Annotated in this window: 22 protein-coding genes and 1 pseudogene; 11 read left to right on the top strand and 12 right to left on the bottom strand. The window is 69.4% G+C overall.

Annotated features, from left to right (window positions below; all coding sequences use genetic code 11):
• The first annotated feature begins 179 nt into the window (after positions 1-179).
• The 3 genes and pseudogenes from AB0I73_RS31990 (at position 180) to AB0I73_RS31980 (ending at position 3,208) form a co-directional block, all read left to right on the top strand.
• Positions 180-998: a (Fe-S)-binding protein gene (locus AB0I73_RS31990; RefSeq protein ID WP_363043272.1), complete on the top strand. Its 819-nt coding sequence runs from the start codon at positions 180-182 to the stop codon at positions 996-998.
• Positions 995-2,557, top strand: coding sequence for a lactate utilization protein B (locus tag AB0I73_RS31985; protein WP_363043270.1), 1,563 nt, complete (start codon positions 995-997; stop codon positions 2,555-2,557). The genes AB0I73_RS31990 and AB0I73_RS31985 overlap by 4 nt, the downstream gene beginning before the upstream one ends.
• A pseudogene (locus tag AB0I73_RS31980) lies at positions 2,554-3,208 on the top strand (LUD domain-containing protein). The gene AB0I73_RS31985 and the pseudogene AB0I73_RS31980 overlap by 4 nt, the downstream one beginning before the upstream one ends.
• 312 nt (positions 3,209-3,520) lie before the next feature.
• Here AB0I73_RS31980 and AB0I73_RS31975 read toward each other — a convergent pair.
• The 5 genes from AB0I73_RS31975 to AB0I73_RS31955 all read right to left on the bottom strand — a co-directional run bounded on the left by AB0I73_RS31975 (position 3,521) and on the right by AB0I73_RS31955 (position 8,177).
• Entirely contained in the window at positions 3,521-4,258 is a 738-nt protein-coding gene (locus AB0I73_RS31975; RefSeq protein WP_363043268.1) for a VOC family protein, read from the bottom strand.
• Positions 4,259-4,482: 224 nt separating this feature from the next.
• Positions 4,483-5,382 carry a GNAT family N-acetyltransferase gene (locus AB0I73_RS31970; RefSeq protein WP_363043266.1) on the bottom strand — a complete coding sequence of 300 codons (900 nt, stop codon included), beginning with the start codon at positions 5,380-5,382 and terminating at the stop codon, positions 4,483-4,485.
• A 412-nt stretch (positions 5,383-5,794) separates the two neighbouring features.
• Positions 5,795-6,325, bottom strand: coding sequence for a hypothetical protein (locus AB0I73_RS31965; protein WP_363043264.1), 531 nt, complete (start codon positions 6,323-6,325; stop codon positions 5,795-5,797).
• Between the two features lie 257 nt (positions 6,326-6,582).
• Positions 6,583-6,969 carry a nuclear transport factor 2 family protein gene (locus tag AB0I73_RS31960; RefSeq protein WP_363043262.1) on the bottom strand — a complete coding sequence of 129 codons (387 nt, stop codon included), beginning with the start codon at positions 6,967-6,969 and terminating at the stop codon, positions 6,583-6,585.
• Between the two features lie 182 nt (positions 6,970-7,151).
• Positions 7,152-8,177 (bottom strand): YDG/SRA domain-containing protein, encoded by a 1,026-nt coding sequence (locus AB0I73_RS31955; protein WP_363043260.1) that lies wholly within the window; start codon positions 8,175-8,177, stop codon positions 7,152-7,154.
• A gap of 161 nt (positions 8,178-8,338) precedes the next feature.
• Between AB0I73_RS31955 and AB0I73_RS31950 the strand changes: the two genes are divergently transcribed.
• A complete protein-coding gene (locus tag AB0I73_RS31950) occupies positions 8,339-11,494 on the top strand; it encodes a DUF3427 domain-containing protein (protein ID WP_363043258.1) in 3,156 nt (1,051 codons plus the stop codon).
• A gap of 3 nt (positions 11,495-11,497) precedes the next feature.
• Here AB0I73_RS31950 and AB0I73_RS31945 read toward each other — a convergent pair whose 3' ends face one another.
• Entirely contained in the window at positions 11,498-12,160 is a 663-nt protein-coding gene (locus AB0I73_RS31945) for an ATP-binding protein (protein ID WP_363043256.1), read from the bottom strand.
• Between the two features lie 205 nt (positions 12,161-12,365).
• Here AB0I73_RS31945 and AB0I73_RS31940 point away from each other — a divergent pair, with 205 nt between their 5' ends.
• The 4 genes from AB0I73_RS31940 to AB0I73_RS31925 all read left to right on the top strand — a co-directional run bounded on the left by AB0I73_RS31940 (position 12,366) and on the right by AB0I73_RS31925 (position 14,868).
• Positions 12,366-13,208, top strand: coding sequence for a helix-turn-helix transcriptional regulator (locus AB0I73_RS31940; RefSeq protein ID WP_363043254.1), 843 nt, complete (start codon positions 12,366-12,368; stop codon positions 13,206-13,208).
• 2 nt (positions 13,209-13,210) lie between these two features.
• Complete coding sequence (locus tag AB0I73_RS31935) at positions 13,211-13,423, top strand: DUF397 domain-containing protein (protein WP_363043252.1); 213 nt, start codon at positions 13,211-13,213, stop codon at positions 13,421-13,423.
• A gap of 418 nt (positions 13,424-13,841) precedes the next feature.
• A complete protein-coding gene (locus tag AB0I73_RS31930) occupies positions 13,842-14,063 on the top strand; it encodes a hypothetical protein (protein WP_363043250.1) in 222 nt (73 codons plus the stop codon).
• Between the two features lie 31 nt (positions 14,064-14,094).
• On the top strand, positions 14,095-14,868 hold the full coding sequence (locus tag AB0I73_RS31925; RefSeq protein WP_363043248.1) for a hypothetical protein: 774 nt from the start codon (positions 14,095-14,097) through the stop codon (positions 14,866-14,868).
• A 231-nt stretch (positions 14,869-15,099) separates the two neighbouring features.
• Here AB0I73_RS31925 and AB0I73_RS31920 read toward each other — a convergent pair whose 3' ends face one another.
• Positions 15,100-15,693: a helix-turn-helix domain-containing protein gene (locus AB0I73_RS31920; protein ID WP_363043246.1), complete on the bottom strand. Its 594-nt coding sequence runs from the start codon at positions 15,691-15,693 to the stop codon at positions 15,100-15,102.
• A gap of 136 nt (positions 15,694-15,829) precedes the next feature.
• Between AB0I73_RS31920 and AB0I73_RS31915 the strand changes: the two genes are divergently transcribed.
• Positions 15,830-17,185, top strand: coding sequence for an NtaA/DmoA family FMN-dependent monooxygenase (locus AB0I73_RS31915; RefSeq protein WP_363043244.1), 1,356 nt, complete (start codon positions 15,830-15,832; stop codon positions 17,183-17,185).
• A complete protein-coding gene (locus tag AB0I73_RS31910; RefSeq protein ID WP_363043242.1) occupies positions 17,182-18,192 on the top strand; it encodes an LLM class flavin-dependent oxidoreductase in 1,011 nt (336 codons plus the stop codon). The genes AB0I73_RS31915 and AB0I73_RS31910 overlap by 4 nt, the downstream gene beginning before the upstream one ends.
• A 126-nt stretch (positions 18,193-18,318) precedes the next feature.
• Here AB0I73_RS31910 and AB0I73_RS31905 read toward each other — a convergent pair whose 3' ends face one another.
• The 5 genes from AB0I73_RS31905 to AB0I73_RS31885 form a co-directional block, all read right to left on the bottom strand.
• Positions 18,319-18,720, bottom strand: a complete 402-nt coding sequence (locus tag AB0I73_RS31905; RefSeq protein WP_363043240.1) for a DUF2809 domain-containing protein — start codon at positions 18,718-18,720, stop codon at positions 18,319-18,321.
• Between the two features lie 152 nt (positions 18,721-18,872).
• On the bottom strand, positions 18,873-19,421 hold the full coding sequence (locus AB0I73_RS31900) for a GNAT family N-acetyltransferase (protein ID WP_363043238.1): 549 nt from the start codon (positions 19,419-19,421) through the stop codon (positions 18,873-18,875).
• A gap of 942 nt (positions 19,422-20,363) precedes the next feature.
• Positions 20,364-20,951, bottom strand: coding sequence for a L,D-transpeptidase (locus AB0I73_RS31895; RefSeq protein WP_363043236.1), 588 nt, complete (start codon positions 20,949-20,951; stop codon positions 20,364-20,366).
• A 395-nt stretch (positions 20,952-21,346) separates the two neighbouring features.
• Complete coding sequence (locus AB0I73_RS31890; RefSeq protein WP_363043234.1) at positions 21,347-22,417, bottom strand: peptidoglycan-binding protein; 1,071 nt, start codon at positions 22,415-22,417, stop codon at positions 21,347-21,349.
• 373 nt (positions 22,418-22,790) lie between these two features.
• Positions 22,791-23,159: a UTRA domain-containing protein gene (locus AB0I73_RS31885; protein ID WP_363043232.1), complete on the bottom strand. Its 369-nt coding sequence runs from the start codon at positions 23,157-23,159 to the stop codon at positions 22,791-22,793.
• A gap of 20 nt (positions 23,160-23,179) precedes the next feature.
• Between AB0I73_RS31885 and AB0I73_RS31880 the strand changes: the two genes are divergently transcribed.
• Positions 23,180-25,351, top strand: a complete 2,172-nt coding sequence (locus AB0I73_RS31880; protein WP_363043230.1) for a TerD family protein — start codon at positions 23,180-23,182, stop codon at positions 25,349-25,351.
• Positions 25,352-25,533 lie beyond the last annotated feature (182 nt).

Raw genomic sequence — 25,533 nt, 5'->3', positions numbered from 1 at the left:
CGGGCCCGCAACCACCGCGCCCCGCCCGTACGGGGCATCGGTCGGGGGAGCGGGCTGACCGCTCCTCCGACCGGCCACCCACCGCCATCCGCCGTCCGCCGTCCGCCGGCCGCCGACGTTCAACCACCGTCCGCCGAGGCCCGACCACCGTCCACCGCCTGCCGCACCGAGGAACCGTCATGCGCGTCGCCCTGTTCGTCACCTGTGTCAACGACACGCTCTACCCGCGCACCGGCCGGGCCGTGGTCGCCCTGCTCTCCCGCCTCGGCGTTCAGGTGGACTTCCCCCTGCAGCAGACCTGTTGCGGCCAGGCCCACTACAACACCGGCTACCGCCACCTGACCGAGCCCTTCGCCCGCGGCTACGCCGAGGCCTTCGCCGACTACGACTACGTCGTCAGCCCCTCGGGTTCCTGTGCGGCGATGATCCGCGACAACTACCCCCGCCTGGGGCAGCGCGCCCGCGCCGAGGGACGCGGGGAGGACCTCGCGCGGGCCGTCGCCGAGGCCGTGCCGAAGACCTACGAGCTCACCGAGTTCCTGGTCGACGTCCTCGGTGTCACGGACGTGGGCGCGTACTTCCCGCACACCGTCACCTATCACCCGACCTGCCACGGCCTGCGCATGCTCGGCCTCGGCGACCGGCCCCGGCGCCTGTTGGAGGCCGTCGACGGCCTGGAACTCGTCGACCTGCCGGGCGCCGAGGAGTGCTGCGGGTTCGGCGGCACGTTCGCGGTGAAGAACGACGCCGTCTCCGCCGCCATGGGCGCCGACAAGGTCCGCAACGCCGAGTCCACCGGGGCCGAGGTGCTGTGCGCCGCCGACAACTCCTGCCTGATGCACATCGGCGGCGTCCTCTCCCGGAAGAGCTCGCCCACCCGGCCCGTGCACATCGCCGAGATCCTCGCCTCCACCCGGGAATCCCCCCTCACGCTTCCCGCTGCCGGAGCCGGCGGCCCCGTTCCCGTCACCACCGGTCCCGAAGGAGCCCCCCGATGAGCGCCGTTCCCCTGGGCATGCCGTCCTTCCCCCGCGCCGCCCGGACCGCGGTGCGCGACGAGACCCTGCGCGGCAACCTGCGCCACGCCACCGGCACCATCCGGGCCAGACGGGCCCAGGCGGTGGCCGAACTGGAGGACTGGGGCGATCTCCGCACCGCCGGCAAGGAGATCAAGGACCGCACCCTGCGCCACCTGGACCACTACCTGGAACAGGCCGAGGCCGCGGTCACCGCCGCCGGCGGCACCGTGCACTGGGCGGCCGACGCCGCCGAGGCCAACCGGATCGTCACCGACCTGGTCCGCGCCACCGGCGAGCGCGAGGTGATCAAGGTCAAGTCCATGGCCACCCAGGAGATCGGCCTGAACGAGGCCCTGGAGGCCGCGGGTATCACCGCCTGCGAGACCGACCTGGCCGAACTGATCGTCCAACTCGGCGAAGACCAGCCGTCGCACATCCTGGTCCCGGCCATCCACCGCAACCGCTCCGAGATCCGCGACATCTTCGCCGAGAAGATGGGACGGTGGGGCCGACCCGCCCCGGAGGGACTCGGCGACACCCCCGCCGAGCTGGCCGAGGCCGCCCGCCTGCACCTGCGGGAGAAGTTCCTGCGCGCCAAGGTCGGCATCTCCGGCGCCAACTTCCTGGTCGCCGAGACCGGCACCCTGGTGGTGGTCGAGTCGGAGGGCAACGGGCGGATGTGCCTGACCCTGCCCGAGACCCTGATCTCGGTCGTCGGCATCGAGAAGGTGGTACCCACCTGGCGGGACCTGGAGGTCTTCCTGCAGACCCTGCCCCGCTCCTCCACCGCGGAGCGGATGAACCCCTACACCTCCACCTGGACCGGCACCACCGACGGCGACGGCCCGCGCGCCTTCCACCTGGTGCTGCTGGACAACGGCCGCACCGACACCCTCGCCGACGAGGTCGGCCGCCAGGCCCTGCGCTGCATCCGCTGCTCGGCCTGCCTCAACGTCTGCCCGGTCTACGAGCGGGCTGGCGGCCACGCCTACGGCTCCGTCTACCCGGGCCCGATCGGCGCCATCCTCACCCCCCAACTGCGCGGCACCGCCGGCGAGCTGGACGCCTCGCTGCCCTACGCCTCCTCCCTGTGCGGGGCCTGCTACGAGGTCTGCCCGGTGGCCATCGACATCCCCGAGGTGCTGGTCCACCTGCGGGAACGGGTCGTCCAGGGCGGCGAGGCGACCGTGCGCGGCGAACGGGTCACCATCAAGCCCGCCCGCGGGCACGCCGCCGAACGCGCCGCGATGCGCGCCGCCGGTTGGGCCCTGGGCCGGCCGCGGCGCCTGGCCGGCCTCCAGCGCGCCGCCGCCGCGGGCCGCCGGCTCGTCCCCCGGCGCGTTCCCGTGCCAGGACCCGCCGCGGCCTGGACCGACACCCGCGACACCCCCCGCATCCCCGCCGAGTCGTTCCGCGCCTGGTGGCAGCGGCAGCAGCGCAGCGGCGGACAGCCGCCGGGCCGCCCCGCGCCCCCGGCCGGCAGCAGCCCGGCCACCCCGTCCCCGTCCGTGTCCCCGGCCCCGGAGAGCGACCGATGAGCACTTCCTCCCGCGACCTCGTCCTGCGCCGCGTCCGTGCCGCCCTCGCCGACGTACCCGCGTCACAGACCCCCGAGGACGTTCCCGTGACACGCGCCTACCGGGAGGCGCACGTTCCCGCCGGGCGTCCCGGCGAGGTCCTCGACCTCCTCGCCGAGAACCTCGCCGACTACCGTGCGCTGGTGCACCGCAGCACCGCCGGGGAACTGCCCGCCACCATCGCCCGGTTGCTGGCCGAACGCGGTGCCCGCACGGTGGTGGTCCCGCCCGGGCTGCCCACCGCGTGGCTGGCCGCCAGCCCGGTCGAGCAGATCCCCGACTCCGCGGAGCTGACGGCCGAGCGCCTCGACGGCGTCGACAGTGTCGTCACCGGCTGCGCGGTGGCGGTCGCCGAGACCGGCACCGTCGTCCTCGACACCGGCCCCGGACAGGGCCGCCGGATGCTCACCCTCGTGCCCGACCACCACATCTGCGTCGTCCACTCCCCCGACCAGGTGGTCGCATCCGTCCCGCAGGCGCTGCGACGACTGGCCCCGGCCCGCCCCCCAGACCTGGATCTCCGGTCCGTCGGCCACCAGCGACATCGAACTCGACCGCGTCGAGGGCGTCCACGGCCCCCGCACCCTCGAGGTCGTCCTGGTCACCGACTGAGCGCCCACGGGGTGCCCGCCGGGGCACTCCTCCTTCGTGATCATCCGTCTCGCACGGCACGTCCAGAGGTTCGCCCTCAAGGAAGACCTCTTCCACCACGACGTGGTACCCGGGACGTATCACCCGACGATGTCGGAGAAGACTCGCCGACGACCTGTTGTGGATTCCGCGGCCCGCTCCGCTCGTGGCGTTCCTGGCGTCCGATGACGCGCGCTGGATCACCGGGGACACCGTCCCCGTCTCCGGCGGCATGCGCTGACGCCAGGCGGTCTTCGCCGCTGCCCCGAGAACGGCCGGAGCCGTTGCTCAGGGTCAGCGAGGGGTGAGGAGGCAGAACTCGTTGCCCTCCGGGTCGGCCAGAACCGTCCAGGGGATTGCGGACTGGTCGATACCGGGGTCGGTGGCGCCCAGGGCGCGCAGCCGGACTTCCTCTGCTGCCAGGTCGTCACCGGGGTAGGGGCGGACGTCGAGGTGGACGCGGTTCCACACGCTCTTGGTGTCGGGGGTGCGGAGGAACTCCAGGTAGGGGCCGACGCCCTGGGCGGAGCGCATGGTCGCGTGGTCGTCGGTGACCTCGTGCAGCGTCCAGTCCATCGCCTCGCCCCAGAACCGGGCCATCGCTCGTGGGTCGGTGCAGTCGACCACCATCGCGGCGATCGGCCCGGTGCCCCGGTAGGTCGGGCGGGGCTCCAGGACGCAGAACTCGTTGCCCTCCGGGTCAGCCATGACCGTCCAGGGGACGTCGCCCTGACCCACGTCGGCGGGCGTCGCGCCGAGGTCCTTCAGGCGCGCGACCAACTCCGCCTGATGGGCGGTCGAGGTGGTGGCCAGATCAAGGTGCACCCGGTTCTTCACCGTTTTGGGTTCCGGGCGGGCGACGATGTCGACGCAGACGGCCACGGGGTCGGGGTAGGCGAAGCCCACGGGTTCGAGGTTGGTCACACCGGGCGCCTCGCTGTCGACACCCCACCCGAGCGCCTCCGCCCAGAACCGACCGAGCGCGGAGTCGTCCCGGGCCTTCATATTGATCTGCACGAGCCTTGTTGTCATGCACAGATCCTAGAAGCCGCCGCCGACCCGGGCCACCGCGATCAGACATGCGCTCGGCCCGGCGCCGGCCATGGCCCCCCCCCTCGTCGAGCCCGTGCGAGTCCTTGATGGTGTGGACCGACGACGAGACGGCGGCTGCCGGCCACGGCAGAGCTCCCACACGTCACGGACGAGGGATCCGGACCCGCCCTCGGACCGGACCCCTCACCGCGTGCTGCTCCTCGCTAGGCCGCTCGGCGCGCCGGGTGGAAGTTGATGCGTTCGCTGACGACGGGGAAGCCGGCCTTGGCGAAGTTCGCGGCCATGGGGAAGTTGCCCTGGTCGGTCCCTCCGCCGATGAACTCCGCGCCTTGTTCGACGAGGAAGTGGGTGCACTCCGCGAGGAGGTCGTAGGCGTAACCGTGACCACGCTGTTCTGGGACGACTCCGATGAAGCCGATGGTCGGCCCGGAGGGGTTGTGGGCAGGGATGTGGACGCCTGCCAGGTCGCCCCCCGGCGTGTACGCGACCTGCCACCACTCCCGCGGGGAGGGGCACCAGTGGAAGAAGTCGAGTTCCTCCTGGGCGGCCCGGTCGAGGCCGCCCTCCTCGATGGCCCTGAGCGCGTGGGCGTCCAGAGTGACGGAGTGGATGCGGCGCAACGCGTCGAAGAACACCGTGTCGTCGGGTTCGGCGCTGAAACGCAGGCGTCCGGGCCGCTCGGGCAGGCCTCGCTCCGGGGTCCAGCGGTACAGGAAGCGTTCCACCAGGAGTTCGTACCCGGCGGCTCGTGCGGCGGCGAAACGTGTCTCGGCGGCGGCGCGCAGGTCGAGCTCGTCCCGCCAGCCGGCCGGCGGATTGATCTCGAGTTCGACCTGCCAGGGGGCGGAGCGCAGGAGTTCGGCCCCCGCCTCCTCCTCGCCCTCGGCCACGTCGAACCAGTTGATGTTGAGGGGCTCCGGGTCGTCGGGGCCGCCCCACCACGCGCCGCGTGCGACGACCTCGCCGTCGCGCAGGGCGACGCGCATCCAGTCGGGGCGGAACCGGGTGCGCCGGTGGCCTTCACGGGCGCCCAGGGGGTCGGGGAGTTCGTCGAAGAGACGGGTGTCGCTCGCGGTGAGCGCGCGGATGACCGGATCGGTCATGGATTCCTCCGGGATACAGGCTGCTCGGAGCGCTCCCGGTCAGAACTCGTGAACCACGCCGGGACAGCGGAAAAGGGAGCGCTGGAAAGGTGTGAACCGCACGGCACTCGCCTCCTTCCGTCCATCTCAGGGCGTGGAGCCACACCGTACGTGCTCTCCCCCGGGCCCGTCCAAGGATTTCCGCGGCCCTGGGAAGGAAGGGGTTCGCGGGACGATGCAGAGCACTCCCGAAGGCCTGCGGGGCCTTGGTGCTCCGCCCGTGGATCGCGATCGTCATACCTGACGTGCTGTCAACTCACCTGTCGGCGGATGAGTACCCGAATCGGCGAGCTGTGCCTGCCGAGTGGCAGGCCAGGGTCTGCAGGTGGTCTGCGGGCAGGCACCTGCAGGGTCACATCGACGCTTGACCTCCTTACAGCTGGTCCCCCCTGCCGGCTGGTTCCGGAGGATGCATCCCGCCACCGTCCTTGATGTCCTCTTCACAGGTGCGTCGGTCGTAGGACTGGTCATTGGGGATGAACAGCACTCCGGCAACCTGCTCGGGGTGCTCGACATCGAGCCAGTCGTCGCCCGTGCGGGCACCGTCAGGCTCGGGCCGCGCCCCGGACGAATAGACCATCTGACACCCCAACGCCACGCGCTTCTTGTCGACCGCGCAGGCGTCCACTGCAGGACCGGAATATTTGTCGGCGCCGTCGAAGCGGTAGTGGAAGTGGACCTTGTCACCTTCGGAGGGCACCTGCGGGTGGAGCTCAAGGCGCCAGTCAACGACCTCGGCGGTGGCACCGGGACGCTGCCCGTGCGTGTCCTCGATCTGCACCCTGACACCGGCCTCACCGCGCTCCGCCGTCGTGTCGGTGCAGCTCCAGAGGAAAGAGCAGCCGGACAGGGCGAGGATCACCAGGATCGACGAAGCACCGGCAAACAGCCGTAAGGGGGACACGAAGGTGACCTCCGGTCGGGGCAGGGCCGAGCAGCGTATCCCGAGGCCCGGCAGCCGCGGGTGCCGACGACGAGGAGATGCACGAGCGGCAGCGCAAGGCGCGCTCCTCCCGACGCATCCGGGTCGAGCACGGCATCGCCCACCTGAGGAACCGGCGGGCACCGGCCCTTCACCTCGGCCGCCGCGAGCACGCGGACGACACCGCCCAGGCCGCCGCCGGTCTGTTCTCCCAGCAACAGAACGCCCGAGAGCCGCAATCACACGGCGGCGGGAGGGAGGGGCGTGGCCTGGTGGTAGTACATCTGCCACGTCGCAGCCGCACCCCGCTTGCGCCAGAGCGAACTTCGCCATGCCCGGTTGCCGTCCAACGTGGTCTCGTAGGTGAGATGCACCAGCCCGGGAGACAGCAGGACGCCGGTGAAATTCGAGGGCTCGTAGCGCGGGCCGCTTTCAGCGGCACCGTCCAGCTCGGGCAGCGCGGCAATCATCTCCTCATAGGTCCACCGCCGCCCCGAAGCACCGACCTCTACGAAGTCCGGGGCCAGGAGCTCCCGGGCGAGCGAGCGTGTGGCACGCACTCTGGGGTCCATCAGACGCAGCTCGCCTGCGATCGCTTCCCGTACCTCATCTGTCTCTCGGCTCATGCAGGCATCTTCGTCCAGGAGCCCGAGCCCTCCGCAACCGAGTTACCACCCGCCGGGCACAACCTGGCCTCCAAGCCGGCTGCGGCCACCTGTCGAGACGGCCCCTGAGCAGGGAGCGGCCGGGGGCCACCGAGCGGCGAGCTCTGGACCGCCTACGAGAAACGGACGGACCATTATGCCCCTTATGGCACCTCGCCAGTGGTTTTCTGCTCCCAGTACCTCCGGTGGTAGCGAAGGTACTCCTGGTGAACTCGGTGACTATCTTTCACGGCGAGCTTCGGCAAGAGCCTCACGCCCGACAAGCCCGCATGCGCAATGACCGACCAGTCTTCGTCAACTGTGATGGCACCAATGTCGAGCCGTACATGACAGTTAGGGCAGAGACACAAGATGTTGGGCTCGACGTCGGGACCGTGGTGGGGCTTCCCCAGAGGCCGTATGTGAGCACCCTCGCTGTACGGCCTGCCGTCCGGCCCGACCAGCTGGAGACCACAGAGCTGACACTCCCCCTTGTAGAGCTGCTTGATCCGTCTCGCGGCAGCCGTATCCCGGATCAAGCGGCGGACCCGCATGCTGCGCGATCGCGGGAACTTCTCCACATCCTGGCGCTCACCAGACAGCCCTTCATACGCCTGCCGGTCTTGCTCATCGTCGAGCTCTTCCAGCACTTCGAGGACACGGCGCTCGAGCGGAGTCTGCGCCTGCTTAAGAACCGGCAAACGCCGCAGATCGAACTGACAAATGTGAATCGGCGATCCGTCAGGGGCCGGACGCTTGGAAACAGCCGTACGAACATCTGTGATCTCGTACAGGCCGTCATACCGGTAGGAGTCGGACGGCGAGTACCGCGGGTCCCCCTCGTACCCTCGGATCACGCGGATGGGATGCCCCCGCTCATAGCTGAGCCGGAGGGCAGCATTGTCCACATACGACCACGATTGACTGCGCAGCAACCTGCCGGCGGAATCCTTGTCCTTGCCCTCCGAAGCCCCCGTGTACCGGATCCAGTCCCAGTGGTCTTCATCGTCCTCGTAGCCCCCGTGCAGGACAATCGCGTCTCCGACCCTTCTGCCGTCCTGGTCCTCGAGCCAGGAAATGCCCCGCTGGTTCGTTTGATGCAGTTTCGCCCGCTGCACGTGCAGTCGCCGATGGAAGACCTCGCCTACAGGCACGCCTTCCACATGTCCGATGACTCGTTCGATTCCCATCCGCCCATACTTGAGCGAGATCGATCAAATTTGTCAATTCCCTTTTGGGGCCAGCCTTGTTGAGGCCGCAAGGCTTGTCCCATCGGACTACCTCAGCCAGGGCTGTCAGAGCGCTCTGTTACACATGTGCCTCATTGCCCCGAGTGCTCAAAGGAGCTCACGTGTCCGAGCTAGAGGACCTGGCCCACCCCGCCCCGGGCCTATACGAGCAGCTGATCACGCTCCGCTTCGAGGAAAAGCTGAAGGAGCTCTCCCGGCTCGGCTGGCGTCCGGTGAGCGACGCTGTGGGGCCCGAATCGGTCCCTCACGTGCTCGCGCGGCACGTCTCCCACACCGTGCGCCGCGTCCTCCAGAATCTGCCCGCCGACGATCGCGTGCACGCGGCCAACCACATCCTGGAATCCATCAGCACGCTCAAGGGAGCACAGGAGTGGGTGGACCTCGTCGCAGACGGCCCCCGACAACTCCTGGCCGTCACGCGACAGGAAGCACCTGGGGTCTTCGCCATGCGTCCCGGCGTCCCGCTCTCGGACACCGCGCTCCTCACCAACTCCCCCGAGGATCCGAGCCTCGGATTTGAACTGCGCGCGGAGCTCGCCACCGCCGACCGCGTGGACCTCCTGTGCGCCTTCGTCAAATGGCACGGGCTGCGCGTCATCGAGCGGTCCTTGCAGGCGGCCCGGGAGCGAGGTGTGCCGATACGGGTTCTGACCACCACGTACATGGGGGCCACCGAGCGGCGAGCCCTAGACCGCATGGTCGAAGATTTTGATGCCGAGGTGAAGGTCAACTACGAGACGCGGTCGACCCGGCTTCACGCCAAGGCGTGGCTGTTCCAGCGGAACAGCGGCTACCACACGGCATACGTCGGCAGTTCGAATCTGTCGAAGGCCGCGCTCCTCGACGGCCTCGAGTGGAACGTGCGCCTGTCCTCCGTGGCCACGCCCGAGGTGATGCGGAAGTTCGAGGCGACGTTCGAGTCGTACTGGAACGACCCGTCCTTCGAGACGTACGAACCCCACTCCGACGGCAGTCGCCTTCAGGAAGCACTGGCAGTGGCCGGTGGTGCTCCCTCAGCAGACCGATCCATCACGCTGTCCGGCCTCGAGGTCCGACCGTACCCCCATCAGCGCGACATGCTCGAGCGCCTTGACGTCGAGCGCAAGCTGCACGATCGGCACCGCAACCTCCTGGTGGCAGCCACGGGTACAGGCAAGACGGTCATGGCCGCGCTGGACTACAAGCACCTCCGCCGGAGGCACGAGCGCGACCTGCGCCTCCTCTTCGTCGCCCACCGCAAGGAGATCCTGCAGCAGTCCCTGCGGACGTACCAGGACGTCCTGCTTGATGCGAACTTCGGAGAGCCCCTGCACAGCGGGGAGATCCCGGAGCGCTGGACGCATGTCTTCGCAAGCGTGCAGTCGCTCAACGCAAGAGCGCTTGATCGTCTCGTCCCCGACCACTTCGACGTCATCGTGATCGATGAGTTCCATCACGGAACCTCACCGACGTACCGGAAGATCGTTGATCACTTCCAGCCGCTGGAGCTGCTCGGTCTTACGGCCACCCCCGAACGCATGGATGGCAAGAACATCCAGGACGAGTTCTTCGACGGCCGTATCGCCGCCGAGATGCGTTTGTGGGAGGCACTGGACAACAACCTCCTCTGTCCCTTCCATTACTTCGGCATCAGTGACAACACCGACCTGAGCGCCGTGGAGTGGAAGCGAGGAGCCTATGACGTGAGCTCGCTCAGCAACGTCCTGACGGGTAATACGGTCCGTGCTGGCCTCGTCGTGAAGGCCATCGAGGAGAAGGTGGCGAATCCCAGCGGGATGCGGGCGTTGGGGTTCTGTGTCTCCGTCGCTCATGCGCACTTCATGGCGGAGTCCTTCCGTTCCGCCGGTTTCAACGCCGTCGCCGTATCCGGGGAGACACCGGCTGATCAGCGGCGGCAGGCGCTCGCGGACTTGAAGTCCGGGGATCTGCAAGTGGTCTTCTCGGTCGATCTCTTCAACGAAGGTGTCGACATCCCTGATGTCGACACCCTGCTCCTTCTCCGTCCCACCTCGAGCGCGACCGTGTTCCTCCAGCAACTCGGCCGTGGTCTCCGGCGCTCCGACACCAAGGCGGTGTTGACCGTCCTGGACTTCATCGGCCAGCACCGCAAGGAGTTCCGTTTCGAGAACCAATTCCGCGCCTTGACGAATCTGACGCGCAAGCGGCTGCTGGACCACATCGAACACGACTTCCCGCAGCTCCCCTCCGGCTGCGAGATCATGCTGGAGGAGAAGGCCAAGCGCACGATCATCGCCAACATCAAGGATCAGCTCAACGTCAACGTGACCACGCTGGCCCGTGAAGTCGCCGAGTACGCAGAGCCCCGTCTCAGCCGCTACCTGGAGGAAAGCGGGCGGGAGCTCAAGGAGGTGTACCGGGGGAACGGGAACTCGTGGACCGGGCTGCTCCGCCGCGCCGGATTGATGGACCGCGAGGCGCCCGAAGGAGAGGCCGCGTTCCTCAAACGGGTACCTGCCTTCCTCCACGTCGACGACCCGCTGCGCGTGGCCGAGTACACACGCATGCTGGAAGACGACGCCCCTGCCTACAGCGACCTCGATGAGAAGGGGAAGGCGTACGCGCGCATGCTCTTCTTCCAGCTGTGGCCGCTGGGCGGTGTCACGCGGAAGGGCTTCGCGCACTACGACGCCGGGTTCGCCGTCCTCCGAAAGCAGCACGCTTTCCGCAGTGAGCTGCGCCAAGTGCTGGCGTACAACCTCGCACACACCGAGCACGTGCCCATCCCCCTCCTCGGAGCGTCCGGAGACCGGGGTGTTCCGCTGGCCGTGCACGCTTCCTACACCCGCGAAGAGATCCTTCCCGCTCTCGGCCAGTCCGACATCGGGGGCTTCATGCCGGGGGACTTCCGGGAAGGAGTGAAGTGGTGCGAGTCCGTGAAGACCGACGCGCTCCTCATCACCCTCGAAAAGGACGAGAAGGACTTCTCCCCGCAGACCCGCTACCGGGACTTCGCACTGAGCGAGACGCGGTTCCACTGGGAGTCCCAGAACCAGACCTCGGAGACGTCCGCGACGGGGCTGAGATACCAGCGTCACACCGCTCAGGGCAGCCAGGTGCTGCTGTTCGTCCGCCGCTACAAGACCACCGACATAGGCGGTGCTCAGCCATGGATGCTGCTGGGCCCTGCCGAGTATGAGAGGCACGAGGGCAGTAAGCCGATGGCCATCACCTGGAAGGTGAAGTACCCCATTCCGGCAGATGTGTTGTCGTACGCCAAGGCGGTGGCTGCGGGCTGACCTTCATCGAGAGGCGCGAGCCGCATCCAGTTCGGCCTCGAAGCGCGTCTGAGCGCGGTCGAGGATGTCATCGGCGTCATGGCCATGGGCCTGAAGCCAGTGCAGGAGGTCGGCGATGACGTCGATGGCGGTTGCCTCGGCCGCCATGGAGCCCAGCCGGCTTCGCCGGAACGTGGTGCAGGGCTCGCTCTCTCCGTAGGAGCTGAGCACCCTCGCGGCTCTCGCTCCCCGTGCGCCGCCCATATGCCCCTCGGGCACGGCTGGTACGACGACGAGCTCGCACCACGTCACCTTGCAGTCGCCGTGCAGTTCGACGCCCCAGCGATCCGCGAGGGCGTCGACCAGCGCCATACCTCGTCCTCCTTCGGCGTCGTCACTGGCCTCCAGAAGGGTAGGAAGCGCGCGGGCGTCGGGGTCACGCACTTCGATGCGAAGACGGGTTCCGTTGAGGAGGACGGCGAGATGGGCCGGGGTTCCTCGACCGATGTGCGTGATCACGTTTGCGACGAGCTCGCTTACACACAGTTGGGCCGAGTCGATGAACTCTTGGAAGCCCCAGGCTTCCAGATGCGTCCGCACGAGGCTGCGCAAGGCTGAGACCTCTTCCGGCTCCGCAAGGAAGGGAAGCCCCCAAGATGTCAGGGACTTGTAGGCGACATACTGCACGGCTCAACTCCTACCTGGGCCACGATGGTTACACGCTGAAGCTCATTCCATACTGAGAGTTGCATTGAAACTCTCAAAATGGAACTCTCATCACGTACTAGTGGGAGCGCGGAAGCGCACTGGGCGCCCCCGCGCACACGCCGTCTTGCCCCGGCGTCCCGCATCTATGGACGCTCTGAAGTGATCGAATCGAAGGGCTACTTCTATGCCGGTTGGACCGACGACCCGCAGGCGCCAGTTGGGCGCCGACCTGCGCCGACTGCGTGAGCGCAAGGGCCTGACGCTCGAGGAAGCAGGCGCCCGGGTGGGCATCTCAAAGGCAACGCTCAGTCGCTATGAGACGAAGGAGGGCACGGTCAAGTGGCCCGCAGTGGAAGCCCTTTGCCGGGAGTACGAAGCCTCAGACGAGGAACGACTCGCCCTCATCGACCTGGCGAAGGGCGCGAAGATCCAGGGGTGGTGGCGCTCACTGGCAGACCCCATCCCCGAGTCTATGAACCTGATGCTCACACTTGAGGACGAAGTCGTACGCGAGGACCACTACGCGTGCATGTACATCCCGGGCCTCCTCCAGACACGCCCTTACGCAGAAGCCGTCCACCGGGCGTCAGAGGTGCACTGCCCCGAGCGGGAGGTACAGCACATGGTCGACATCCGCATGAAGCGGCAGGAACTCCTAGACCGCAAAGAGCCACCCCGCATCTGGTGCGTGATCGACGAAGCCGCCCTCAGGCGCCAAGTGGGCGGACGTTCGGTCATGCAGGAACAGTTGGGTCACCTGCTGGCCATGGCGGAGCGCCCACACGTGACCGTACAGGTGCTGCCTTTCTCAACAGGAGCGCATGCTGCGTCCGTTGGGAGCTTCGTCGTTTTGCGCGGCCCGTCGCCCGAGTTGGACGTGGTGTACGTCGATCTCCTCGGTGGTGGCTTGTTCATGGAGAAGAAGCCGGAGCTGGAGCGGTATAGGTTGGCGTTCGAATATCTGAGCGCCCAGGCACTCGACCTCGAGTCGTCGACGGAGCTCATCCAGCGCCTAAGCGAGGAGTGACGATGACAGCGGCCTCCAGCCCTCAGTGGTTTAAGTCCTCCTACAGCGGCGGCAGCGGCACTGAGTGCGTGGAGTGCGCGCGGGTCGGTGGCGGCATGTGGGTGCGTGACTCGAAGTGGCGGGACGGGGCGGTACTGACCGTCACGAACGGGGCCTGGCAGGCGTTGTTGGACACGGTGGGATGCGGTGCACCGAGTCTTCAGTCGAAGAGCTGAGCCGATTCGTTCGGATCCTGCCCGATGGCCGAGGTTGTCGTTGCTGATGTCCACATGGCTCACCGCATCAGCGCTCTGATCTCGGCCATCGGCCTCCTTGGCGGCGTGCTGCTGCTCGTCGTTGCCGTTCACGCGTACCGCTCCGGGCATCGGCTCTCTGGGCCGCGGCTGGAGCTGCGATCTTCCTCAGCACCTTGCACACGTTCGTACGGGACGTGCGGCGACTGCGCGCCGGGCGGACGTCCTGATGAGCGGTGTCGGCCTCGAAGGGTCGCGCCCGGCCGGCGTCACGGCGGGACATGCTCAGCACAAGTCACCTGTATAAGGGGAAACTTGGAACGACAGGACACGGTGGGAGACGGTGAAGGCCGGCCACCGTGGAGGCGCGTGGCGGGCGGGGCGCCGGAAGAGGGGGCAGGTGGCAGCGTCGAGGATGGTGTGGGGGCAGCCGGACCCGAACCTCGAACTGGCCGCGGAGGCGGGTGTCGTCGGGGCGTTGAAGGCTCTCGGTAAGCGCCTTCACGAGTCCCATGGCGGCCTGGAGCACGCCGAGCGGTGGCTGCTCGCCGCAGCCGAGGCCGGGGATCGCGAGGGGGCGGGATCACGGGAGTTCGACTCTCAGCGGCGCCAAAATAGTTAATATCGCCTGAGCCTCGGCGGGGGAGGGCATCGTGGCAGGCGCATCCAGTGATCATTCCACTGCCAAGTTGTGGGCACTGATCGGCGGAATCGCATCCGTGCTGTCGATCCTGACCTGGCTGGGCGTGAGCAACGCGGCGGAGCTGAAGGACCTGCTGGCCGACTCGCCCCCATCCAGTTCCAGCCCAGCCCCGTACACATCTTCGCCGACCGTCCACACCCCCGATAGCCCTGGCATCAGTGAGGGGAACACCGACGATTCCGGCCCCGAGCCGTCGACACCCACTCCGGATCCCACCGAAGAGGCGTTCAAAGCCATCTCGGCCGGCGACTGCCTGGCGGTCCACGACACGGGCCGCGGGGGCACCACCAGCATCGACTGGAACGTCGATGTTCCGCCGGACCCCGTGTCCTGCGCCGGCGAGCAGGCGCAGGTCCAGGTGACCGCCACCGACACGGCCTGCCCCACCAGCTATGGGAAGTCGTACTGGAGCTATCAGTCCGCCACCACCGGCAACACCACGAAGCTCTGCCTCACCCGCGTCTACCACGCCGACTACTGCCTGCTCGGCCAGCAGTCCGGCGACTCGATCTCCCTCGGCCTGATGACGGCCGTGGCCTGCCGACGTGAGCCGGTGCCCGTCCCGTACAACCAGATCATGCACATCACAGGCGTCTACCGCGCCCCGGCGGGCGCCAACGCGAACAACTGCCGCCGGGTGGCAGGCGACCAGACGCGCTACTGGGCCACTCTGGTGGACGACGGCGCCATGCTGCTGTGCACCACGATCTACCAGGGTGGCTGACCGACAACTCAGTTCCTCCCACCCTCGCCCAAGCATGCCTGTGAGAAGACCAGTTCAGCCGGCCGTGGGTCTGTGTGGCGACCGCATCGGTTCGCCGGGTCGGGTCAGGCCGCGGTTTCGAGGGTGCGTCCGCCCCAGTGGTCGAGCGTGCCGTCGGCCGTCGGTGTCACGTCGGCGGCTCGGCTCGGCCGGCCGGTGGCTCGCCAACGGTCTCGGCAGGGTGTGGCCCGGCTACGGTCGACGGTCGGCTCCGCTTGTGTAGCCGGTCTCCGTCATCGCCCGCAAGGCCTCCAGCGAGGCGCTGTCAGCGGTTCCCGCACTCCTGACCCACGCCAGGGACAGTGCGGAGAGGAACAGGGTGTCGGCCTGGACCGAGGCCCGTGCGGTTCCGTCGCGCTGCGCGGACCGGAGCAGCTCGTCGGTGATGGCGGTCAGGTTCTGGCAGGACACGGCGAGCGGGGAGTCGCCCTCCTCGAGGGCGCTGATCACCGGGTTGGGCAGCCCGCTGAAGAGGCTCAGGTAGTCCTCGAGGACCCGCATCCACTGCCGCAGTGCCTCGTCCGGGTCCGCGATCCGTTCGATCTCGGCGCGGCGGGCGAGCAGTTCCTCCCCGCGGACGTGCAGGGCGGCGGCGAGCAGTGCCTCGCGTTGGGGGAAGTGGCGGTAGAGCGTGGCGGGGCCGACGCCGGCGTCCTTGGCGATCGCCTCCAGTGAGGTGCCGATGCCGTGTTCGGAGAAGTGGCGGAGTGCCACGTCGAGGATCTTGGCGCGATTGCGCAGTGTGTCGCTGCGCGGCCTGCGCTCCCCTGACTGCCCGCTCGCCATGGCGGCCCTCCCGTACTGCCGTGACTCTGAGCCTTGACGTAACGGAGGCTACCTCCGTATCGTCCCAAGCGAAAGTGGATGCTGCCTCCGTTTATGGATGCGGGGCGACGGTGTCCCACATCGCTAGGGATTCGACATGCACAAACCACGACAGATGCACCTGACCGTCCAGCTCATCGGCGGTACGGGCATCGAACAGGGCGCCTGGCGCTGGCCCGGGGACCAGGCGGACGCCTTCATCGACGTCGACTTCCTCGTCCGGGCGGCCCGGATCGCCGAGCGGGGCAAGCTCGACGCGATCTTCTTCGCCGACACCCCCGCCGTCACGGTGGACCTGGCGACGAGTTCACCGCAGGCGGCCCTCGACCCGGTCGTCGTACTGACCGCCCTCGCCCGGGAGACCGAGCGCATCGGGCTGGTCGCCACCGCGTCCACGACGTTCAACCACGCCTACACCGTCGCCCGCCAGTTCCGCGCCCTGGACCTGGTCAGCGGCGGCCGGATCGGCTGGAACGCCGTCACCACCTCGCACCCCGCCGCCGCCCTGAACTTCGGCGCCGACATCCCCGACCGGGCCGAACGCTACGCGCACGCCGAGGAGTTCATCGCCTCGGTGATGGCGCTGTGGGGCAGCTGGCCCGAGGGCGCGCTGCTGCTGGACACCGAGAACGGGCACTTCGCCGACGCCGAGCGGATCCGGCCGGTGATGGTGCGCGGACGGCGCATGTTCTCGCGCGGCCCGCTGGGCCTGCCACCGTCCCCCCAGGGCCAACCCGTCGTCTTCCAGGCCGGCGGCGGGGCCAACGGCCTGGCCCTCGCCGGTGCCTACGCGAACGCCGTCTACAACAACCCCTTCGACCTCTCCTCCGCCACCGCCCACTGGCAGGCGGTCCGGCGGGCCGCCGAGGCGTACGGCCGGAACCCGGACCACATGACGGTCTTCAACGGCATCGTCACCTCGGTCGCCTCCACCGAGCGCGAGGCGCTCCAGCGGCGCCGGGAGCTGGACGAACTCGGCGACCTGCCGTCCAAGGTGGCCTACCTGGGCACCCAGATCGGCGTCCCGCTGACCATGGACGACCTGGACGAGCCGGTCGACGAGGAGCTGCTGCGCGACGCCCACGCCCACCCCGGCGATCCGCGCGCGCCGCTGGCCCTGCGCCTGGCGAAGGAGGGCCGGACGGTGCGCGACATCATCGCCCACGGGCCCATTCAGTACCACCCGGTGGCCCTGGGCACCCCCGAGCAGGTCGCCGACATGCTGCAGCACTGGTTCGAGGCCGGTATCGGGAACGGCTTCACCATCTCCCCCGACGCCGCCGACGGCGTGGCGGACTTCGTCGACCACGTGGTGCCGATCCTGCAGAAGCGCGGCGTGTTCCGCACCGAGTACGAAGGCACCACCCTGCGCGACCACCTGGGCATCCCCCACCAGAACGGACTGGCCGCGAACCACCCGGCCCTTCGCAACCCCAAGGAGCGGCAGGCATGAAACTCTCCCTCGTCGAACTCGGCGCGGTCACCCCCGGCACGGACAAGACCACCGCTCTTCGGTCGGCCCTCGACGCAGCCCGCCAGGCCGAGGAACTCGGCTACCACCGCATCTGGTACACCGAACACCACAACACCCCCGGATTCGCCTCCCACGCCCCGGAGTTGCTCATCACCCTGGCGGCGCGCGAGACGAACCGGATACGAGTCGGCTCGGGCGCGGTGCTGCTGAACCACTACAGCCCCTTCAAGGTCGCCGAGACCTTCCTGCAACTCGAAGCCCTCAGCCCCGGCAGGATCGACCTCGGACTCGGACGCGCCACCACCGGACCCGTGACCGACCTGGCGCTGCGCCGGGACCGCACCGCACGACCCGTGGACGACTTCGACGGGCAGGTCCAGGAGATCCTGGCCTACCTGCACGGTGCCTTCCCCGAGGACCACCCCTTCGCGCAGATCGACCTCACTGCGGGCGTGGCCACCCGGCCCGACGTGTGGCTCCTGGGCTCCTCCGGCAACAGCGCGCACCTGGCCGGACGGCTCGGCCTGGGCTATGCGTTCGCCGGGTTCATCAACCCCGCGCGGGCCGAGCAGGCTCTGCTGGAGCATCGCCGTGCCTTCACCCCCACCGCGTTCGGAAGCACGGACCACCGCGCGATCCTCGCCGTCAACGTCGTCGTCGCGGACACCGACGCCGAGGCCCGGCGCCTCGTCTGGTCCGCACGTGCCCTCTATGCCCGCCTCGGCCGTATGGGGCCGTCCGCGACGGTCCCGACCGTGGCCGAGGCCGAACGGGAACTGAGCAAGGCGGAGAAGGACGCGCCGACGGTCATCCACGGCGGCCACTGGCCGCGCCAGCTGGCGGGCAGCCCCGAGACGGTGCGCGAGCAGCTCCAGCTGATGGCCGCCGCCACAGGCGCCCGGGAAATCATGGTTCAGGACATCATCCCCGACCCCGATGCCCGTGCGAAGTCCCGCGCCCTGCTCGCCGACGCGCTCGGCATCTGAGGGATACGGCTACGCTCACCTGCGGCGATGGCTGTCCAGGCGGGTTATCCGATGGGCCGAGTGGACCTCGAGCGTGAGTCCGGCCCCGTCGCGACGGAGTTCGCGGTCCGGGGCAAGCCGGCGAACTCATCCTTGACGGACGGGGATGACCGCAGGACGCTGTGCCGCTGTGTGGACGAGCGCCGACAGGACGGCGCCGACCGCGTACCAGAGCAGGTCGGGCGCGTTGAAGGTGGAACCCAGGACGAGCCTGGCGGCGAGGCTGTGCCCCGCCAGCTCACCGGGGATCCCGGTGAGCTGGAACAGCTCCACCGCGCAGCTGAAGCCCAGGGCCACGGCGGCGGCCGCCGTCGGCTTCACCCGGGGCGCGACCAGCACCACGAGCACGTGGACCAGGGCCGTGTAGAGCGCGTCGCCCGCGTACTTGGCGATGTCACCCGTCATCACGGCCCTGATCCCCAAACCCGCCGCCAGGGTCGACAACGCCGCCGCGCAGGCGACCAGGCGCGTACGCGTGAGAAGTCCCATGTCCGAATCCTAAGCGGCCACGCTGTTCAGGAAATGGGCTCGAACATTCAACTAGGGCAGGTCGAGTTCGTCGTCAAGGGGCCGGGCGCACCGCGCCGAAGCCGATGGCCGATCGGTGACCTCGTGGATCCGTCGCGCTGTCGGGTGCGAGCTCAACCGGACGGCGTGACCGGGGACCACACGCCGAACCACTGCTCGGCGCCGAACTCCTCGAACCGCTCCACCTCGGTGAACCCCAGCTTGGCCGCGAGGCGCATCGAGCGGTCGTTGGCGGTCTGGGTGCAGAGCACCACCGGCTCGTCGGGAAGCGCGTCGGCGAACCAGTCGAGTACCGCCGCGCACGCCTCGGCGGCGTACCCGCGTCCCCACGCCTCCGGCAGGACCATGTAGCCGAGCTCGGCCTCCCCGGCATCCGGACGGAGGTGTCCCGGACGCTCCGCGTCGCGCTGGTCGAGCGTGACCGTGCCGATCACCGCTCCGTCGAGCTCGATCACGAAGACGCCGGGGCGCCGCCCGGGTATCTCGGGCACCGCGCGTTCGAGCTCATCACGCGGGTGGGGGCCACCGAGGTAGGTGCGCACCTCCGGCGAGGCGAACAGCTCGATGAACGCCGCACGGTCCCGGGCCTCGGACCCGCGGAGCACGAGCCGCTCGGTCCTGATCGGGGCAGGTGGCCAGGCGACGGGTCCGAGCTCGGTCATGGCGGGCAACCTAGCGCACGCCGCCTGCCGGAGCGGCAACCGCGAACGCGGCCGACGCCGTGGCCGCCCGCCCCGGTTCGGTGCGAACCGGTTCTCTCAGGCGGAGCACTGAAGTGGTCGCGGATTCAATCACTGTCGCCTCGTACGACCGCAGCGTAACGTTCACCCAACTTGACACGCAGAAGCCCGAGTTGGTGTGCGGCGGCAGCTGCGACATGCGACGAGGCGGGTTGCGCCATGGACGTTACCCACCAATCCGCGTCGAGTCGGCCGTTATGCATCTCTGCACGGATCAAAGTGTCGATTTCTGTTACATGTTGCGCGAACGCCTGTGCCCATTCCTGCTCATCGGGCCGGAGGAACGGCGAACGCCGAAGAAGGAGGAGGTTGACTTGCGTCAACGTGCCTGATCCAGCCGCGGCGGAGGGGCCCCGACGAGCGATGGACGTACGTTGGGTCTCCTCAAGGGCCGACAACGCCTCCCACACCTCCCTCAGAGCCTCTACTCGCTGGGTGCGGAAGTTTGCCCGTGCTTCGCGGGCCTGGGCTCGCTGCCATTGCCACAGCCCGGTCGCCGTGGCTAAACCGGTTCCTATGAAGGTAAGAACACCCACAGCAATCGTCTCCGAGACCATGATGTGAGGCTACTGAAGACGTGAGCCGGGCTGTGCGAAGTAGGGCGGGGGTTTCGCTACCCCTGGGAACAACCACTGCGGCTCGAACAGCCGTCGGCGCACCACTCGTTACGTCGTGGGCAGGGCCGTCAGATGCCTCGAAAGCATCATCGAACGAGTCCGGATCAAACCTTGAAGAACGAAGTGAGAGAGGAGGTGCGGTGGTTTCCGCACCGGTCCTCCCCTCGCCCGGCGATCGGTTCGGGAGAACCCCGGCCGGCACCGCACCCCGGGTCGGGGCGCGGTGCCGGGAGCGTGTCCGGGTGGGTCAGGAGACCACGCGGAGGTGGGTCGGCCAGCCGATGCGGTCGAGGAGGCGGAACATCTTCTTGATGTCCGTCGGGTTCAGCTTCACGCAGCCGTTGGACTTGTAGTCACCGGCCCCGTCCCAGCGGCGGGCCTCGGTGCGCCCCTGGCTGCCGTCGCTGTTCATCTCCGAGTGGATGAACATCTCCGTACGCGTCGCGGTCTTCTTGGAGCACCGCATGTCCTGCAGGTAGACGGCGTAGCCCTTGATGACGCTGCCGTTGTAGGTGCGGGTCTTGGACCTGATCTTCCAGTCGCCGTTCGGCATCCAGCCCTTGAAGCGGGTGCAGTCGTCCTTGACGCCGGTCCCCGACCCCGCCCGGTAGGCGGCGATGAGCTTCTTGCCCTGGTAGACCGAGAGCTTCGATTTGGTGGGATCCCCCTGGTTCTTGTCGAACACCAGGGTGGTCGCCACGGCCGCCTCGGCCGCGCCGCTTCCGGCTCCGACGGCGGCGGGGCCGCCCGCGGCGGCGGCCGGGGCGAGGGCCAGGGTGGTCGTCAGTACCCCTGCCGTCATGAGGCCGCGCAGGACACCGTTACTCGCGTTCATGTACTTCTCTCCTCGTTCTTCCCTCGCGGCCGGCACCGTGCGGCCACGCACCTGCGGATGGGGAGCGGCGGATGCGGTCGGTCCGACCTTCGTGATCCGCCTCGGCCGGTCGGCCGGAAACCCGGTGGCGTGCCTCGGCGCCTGCCACCGGCCGTGCCGGCACGGAGCGCCGGGCACGGCCACCAGACTGCCCGGGGGGACGAGGTGCGAGGAGTCGTTTCCGGGTGCCTGCATAGGGGCATCCATGCAGGCCCCGTGCATCCTGCGGGAAGGGGCACCGGCCTGCGGTCATGCCCTGGGGAGGAGGGAGTCGCGCGCCATGCGGGGCGGGGTGGGCGGCATGCATGCGGGCCGTCGGGGTGCGGGTCTCCCCCGCGGCGGCCGACCCGGTCCGCTCACGCCGGCGCGGAGGGGAGCGGGCTCGTGCCCCTCTGGTACTCGGGGGCGTGGGCGGGCGGGCTCTGGAACACCAGCAGGGACAACCAGGTCTGCACGTCCGACCGGCCGCTCGGCACCAGGCCGTGGCTGCGCTGGAAGAACCTCAGGTCGTCGGCGGTCGCCGCGGTGAACCTCCCCGACACCTCCGTGCCCCCCTGGCCCGTGTTGTTCAGCAGCTCCTGGAGGGCCAGGACCGCGTGGCCCTCGGCCCCCGGCCCGAGTTCCTTCACCAGTTGGGGCCACGTGTGCTTGCCCACCTTGCCGTCGGGCGACAGGTGTTTCCTGCGCTGGAAGTCCATGACGGCTTCCTGGGTCTCGTCCGTGAAGAACCCGTCCGCCTTCACCTCGTACTCCTCTTCCCTCAACAGGTGTTGCAGGGCGCGGCCACGGGCGAACTGGTCCCCCTCCTCCTTCAGCAGCAGCGGCCACTGGAGCGCCTCCTCGGTCGGCACGCCGCTCACCGGTACGGCACCGGCCGCCGCGCCGTCGGTCGGCGTCCGGGAGCCGGGGGCGTACTGGTCGCGGACCACCGTCCCGGCGACGAAGGCCAGCACCACCGCCGCGGCCACCAGCGTCAGCACCGTCCACCGGGACCGGCGGCGGTTCGGGGCGCCGGGCCCGTCCGTGCCGCCGGCTCCGCCGTCCGGGGTGCCGGTTCCGCCGGTGGGCTCCGGCTCGGGGCCGCCGGCCCTCTGACGGCTGTTCTCCTCCAGCGCCGCCCGGCACAGTTCCCGTGCTCGCTCCAGTTCCGCCGCCGGGGCGCGCAGGTGGGTGTGCAGCGTCTCCACCACCCTCGGCGGGGCGTTCGAGGTGTGCTTCGGGTTGAGGTAGCGCGAGAGCGTCGTCTGGTCGATCCCGACCTTCGAGGCCAGTGCCTGCTGGGTGGGCCGCGTGCCGCCGGGTGCGTTCCCGGCCTCCTCCCACCAGCGTCGCAGCAGCCACGCCAGCTGCACACCCGCCCGTTGTTCCTCCGGCTTCTGCTCCCCCGGCCGTTGCTTCCGGTCCTGGCCCTTCGGCTCGTGCGCCATGTCTGTGTCCCTCCCCCTCGTCGCACGGAACGGCCGGCGACCCCAGTGCCTGCATCGCCGCATAGCGGCAGGTCAGCCGCGCGCATCACGGCAAGCTCGGGTGCATCGGCCCACAGCAGCGCAGATCGTAGCGAGGGCGGGCGAAAGGTCCGGCTCCCTCGTCCCGGGCCGTCCGCGTCCCTCCTGCGTCACCGGATGGGCCGCGCCCCCGTGGTGAGGCCACCCAGGGCCTTTGGCGGAGCCGCGCCGAGAACCCGTACGGGGAGTACGCGTTCACCTGGAAGAGTGCCGGGGCGGTGCGCTCCCGGAACGCGTCGCTCACCCATAGGTAGGAAGAAGTGTCGGGTTGCCGGCCTCTCCGGGCCCGCGCCGGTCAGGGGTTCTCGTGGCGGGCGACTACGGAGAAGTCGACCTGGAGCGCGTAGCGGTGGGCGACGTAGGAGCTGACCGTGTGTTCCAGCGGGGCTCCGTGCTGGTCGGTGACGGAGCGGGTCTCCACGAGCATCGGGGTGGCGGCGCTCACGTCGAGTTCGGGCGCGTCCTCGCCGGCGGTGCGGGCGGTCAGGACGGAGGAGCCGAGCGTCGGGTGCAGGCCCAGGCGGCGCAGCGCGTTGTGGAGGGAGCCGGTCTCCAGGTCCGCGGTGAGCAGGTTCTCCAGGGCTGGGGGGAAGACGGCGTGTTCGACGGCGCCGGAGCACGTACGAGAACTCGCGCGCGAAAACTCCTGTGCGCCGGCTCGCACACCTCTGCGACCATCCTCGAATGGCGCACAGTCTCGAATCGCTGGTCATCCGGCACACCCACCGCCTTCCCTCCCCCGGGGGCTCCGCCGGGCAAGGAGCCACCGCCGCACGGCAGTTCGACGCGGCGCTGACGTCCGTGGGCTTCAAGCTCTCGACGGAGCTGCTGGAGCGGCTGTCGGGGTTGTCCGAGGCCGCGGTCGTGCACACCGCCGAGCGGACGCTGCGCACCGTGAGCGAGATGGTGGGCGACCACGTCCGGCACAACGCGTACTTCATCGACTTCCCGGCGAACGTGCCGGACACCGAAGAGTTCTGGATGCGGTGCGTGGCGGAGGCGCTCGGCGACGACACCTCGCGCGAGAGCGTGCTGACGCAACTGGCACGCGGGGCGCTGAACCTGCTCAGCCTTCCCACGTACGGCCGGTACCAGCACACCTACGAGGAGATGCTCGCGGCGCAGGACGAGCTGATCGCCTCGGCGGGCGACCGGGTGACCGTCCTGCACCTCGGGCGGGGCCTGGACGACGAACTCACGGACCTGTACCTGGCCCTGGCGGGCAGCACGACGCCCCTGGGCGAGGAGCACCTGCGCGACCTCCGGACCCTCGCCGAGTGCTGCGCGCTCGGCCCCCAGCCGGAGTCGATCCCGGTCCGGGAGAACCGGGCGGTCGTCAACGAGGCCCGTCTCGCCGTCGGCGCGGACCTCCTGCTGGACACCGTCACCGACGTGCTGCGGCTGGCCTGCGCACTGTCGGGCGGCGACGTGACGCTGCAGGAGCCGACCCGGTTCCGGGCCCTCCCGCGGCCGGCCCGCCGTGCGCTGCTCGCGGGTCTCGACGCCGTGGTCGCGGCGAACCCCGCCAAGCTGGCCGACGTGCACGCGCACCGCGAGCCCTTCAAGCGGCTCGGTGAACGTCTCCACCCGCACGAGTACCCTCGCTGGCCGCACGCCGCCGACGTGTTCGCCGTGGCGCGGGGCGAGAAGGAGGCGCGGTCCTTCGACAGCCGTGTCGAGGAGCTGCTCGGCGCGTCCGACGTCCCCGGTGCGGTGCGGCTGCTGGAGTCCGCTCCCGGCAAGCTGTTCCGCACCCTGGACCTCCTGCTGCGCAGCGCCGCCGGCCAGGACGAGCGGGACGCGGTGGTGGCCGCCGCGGTGCGGGTCGCCCCCGAGGTCTCCGGCCGGGTCGTGCTCTCGGTCCGCGAGCACTTCCAGAACCGGGAGCGGGAGACCGGCGCACCCCGGATCTTCGTCAACCGCCGTGGCCGCGGCTGGGCCGCCCCCGACGCCCGGCCGCCGGTCCCCACCGCCGACCGCGACCGTCTGATCGCCGCCCTCGACGCCGAGCTGCGCCGCAGGCTCCCCGCACCGGGCCGGCTGCTGCTCGACCCCGACGTCCTCGACGTGGCGCTCCCGCTCAGCGGCAGGGCGACCGCGGCCGGGCTCGGCGTACTGCCGCGGGGTTCGCTCTCGGCGGTCGCGGGCGAACGGCTGCGCTTCTTCGTGTACTGGAAGCAGACCGAGCACCGGACCGACTACGACCTCTCGGCGCTGCTCCTCGACGCGGACTACAGCACCCGCTCCTGGCTCTCCTACATGTCCCTCAGGGGTGTCGGGGGCAGGCACTCGGGCGATGTCACCGAGGCGCCCGACGGGGCCTCGGAGTTCATCGACCTGTCCCTGGGCCGGGTACGCGGCGCGTTCATCGTTCCGCAGGTCAACATCTACGCCGGCGAGGGCTTCGAGGAGGTCGAGGAGTCGTTCTTCGGTTTCATGCTGCGCGACGGCGAACAGAAGGGACGGCCGTTCGAGCCGCGCACGGTGCGCATGAAGTCGGACCTCCGCGGGGCGGGCCGGGTGGCGCTGCCGCTGGTGTTCCGGCGCGAGGACGACGGCCGGTGGCGCGCGAAGTGGCTGCACCTGTACCTCAAGGGCATCTCGTCGGCCAACCGGGTCGAGCAGAACCAGGTGTCGGTGTCCAAGGTGGTGCGCGCCGTCGTGGAGCGCGAGCACCTGACGGTGCGGTACCTGGTCGACCTGATGTCCGGCGACACCACGGCCGTGGGCCTGTGGGACGGCGGGCCGGTCCCGGACGAGCCCGTGACGTACATCGGTCTCGAACGTCCCGAGGGGCTGCACCCGGACTCCCGGGTCATCACCCTCGAAAACCTGCGCGACGTGGTCCCGGGCTGAGTGCTAGCGTTGCCCGCGGCGAGGCCATGAAGGGGCTTCCTTCTCAACTCCTTTCCTGAACAAGTCCTTTCGCTTTCCTCGCCCTCGACATCGCTCCGGGCGGGGGGGGGGGGGGGCCCCCCGCCCCCCCCCCCCCCCCGCGAGGGGGGGGGTGGAGAGGGGAGGGGGTGGGGGGACGAGAA

The sequence above is a fragment of the Streptomyces sp. NPDC050388 genome (assembly GCF_040655635.1).
GTDB lineage: Bacteria > Actinomycetota > Actinomycetes > Streptomycetales > Streptomycetaceae > Streptomyces.
This window is presented reverse-complemented; position numbering and strand designations above follow the sequence as displayed.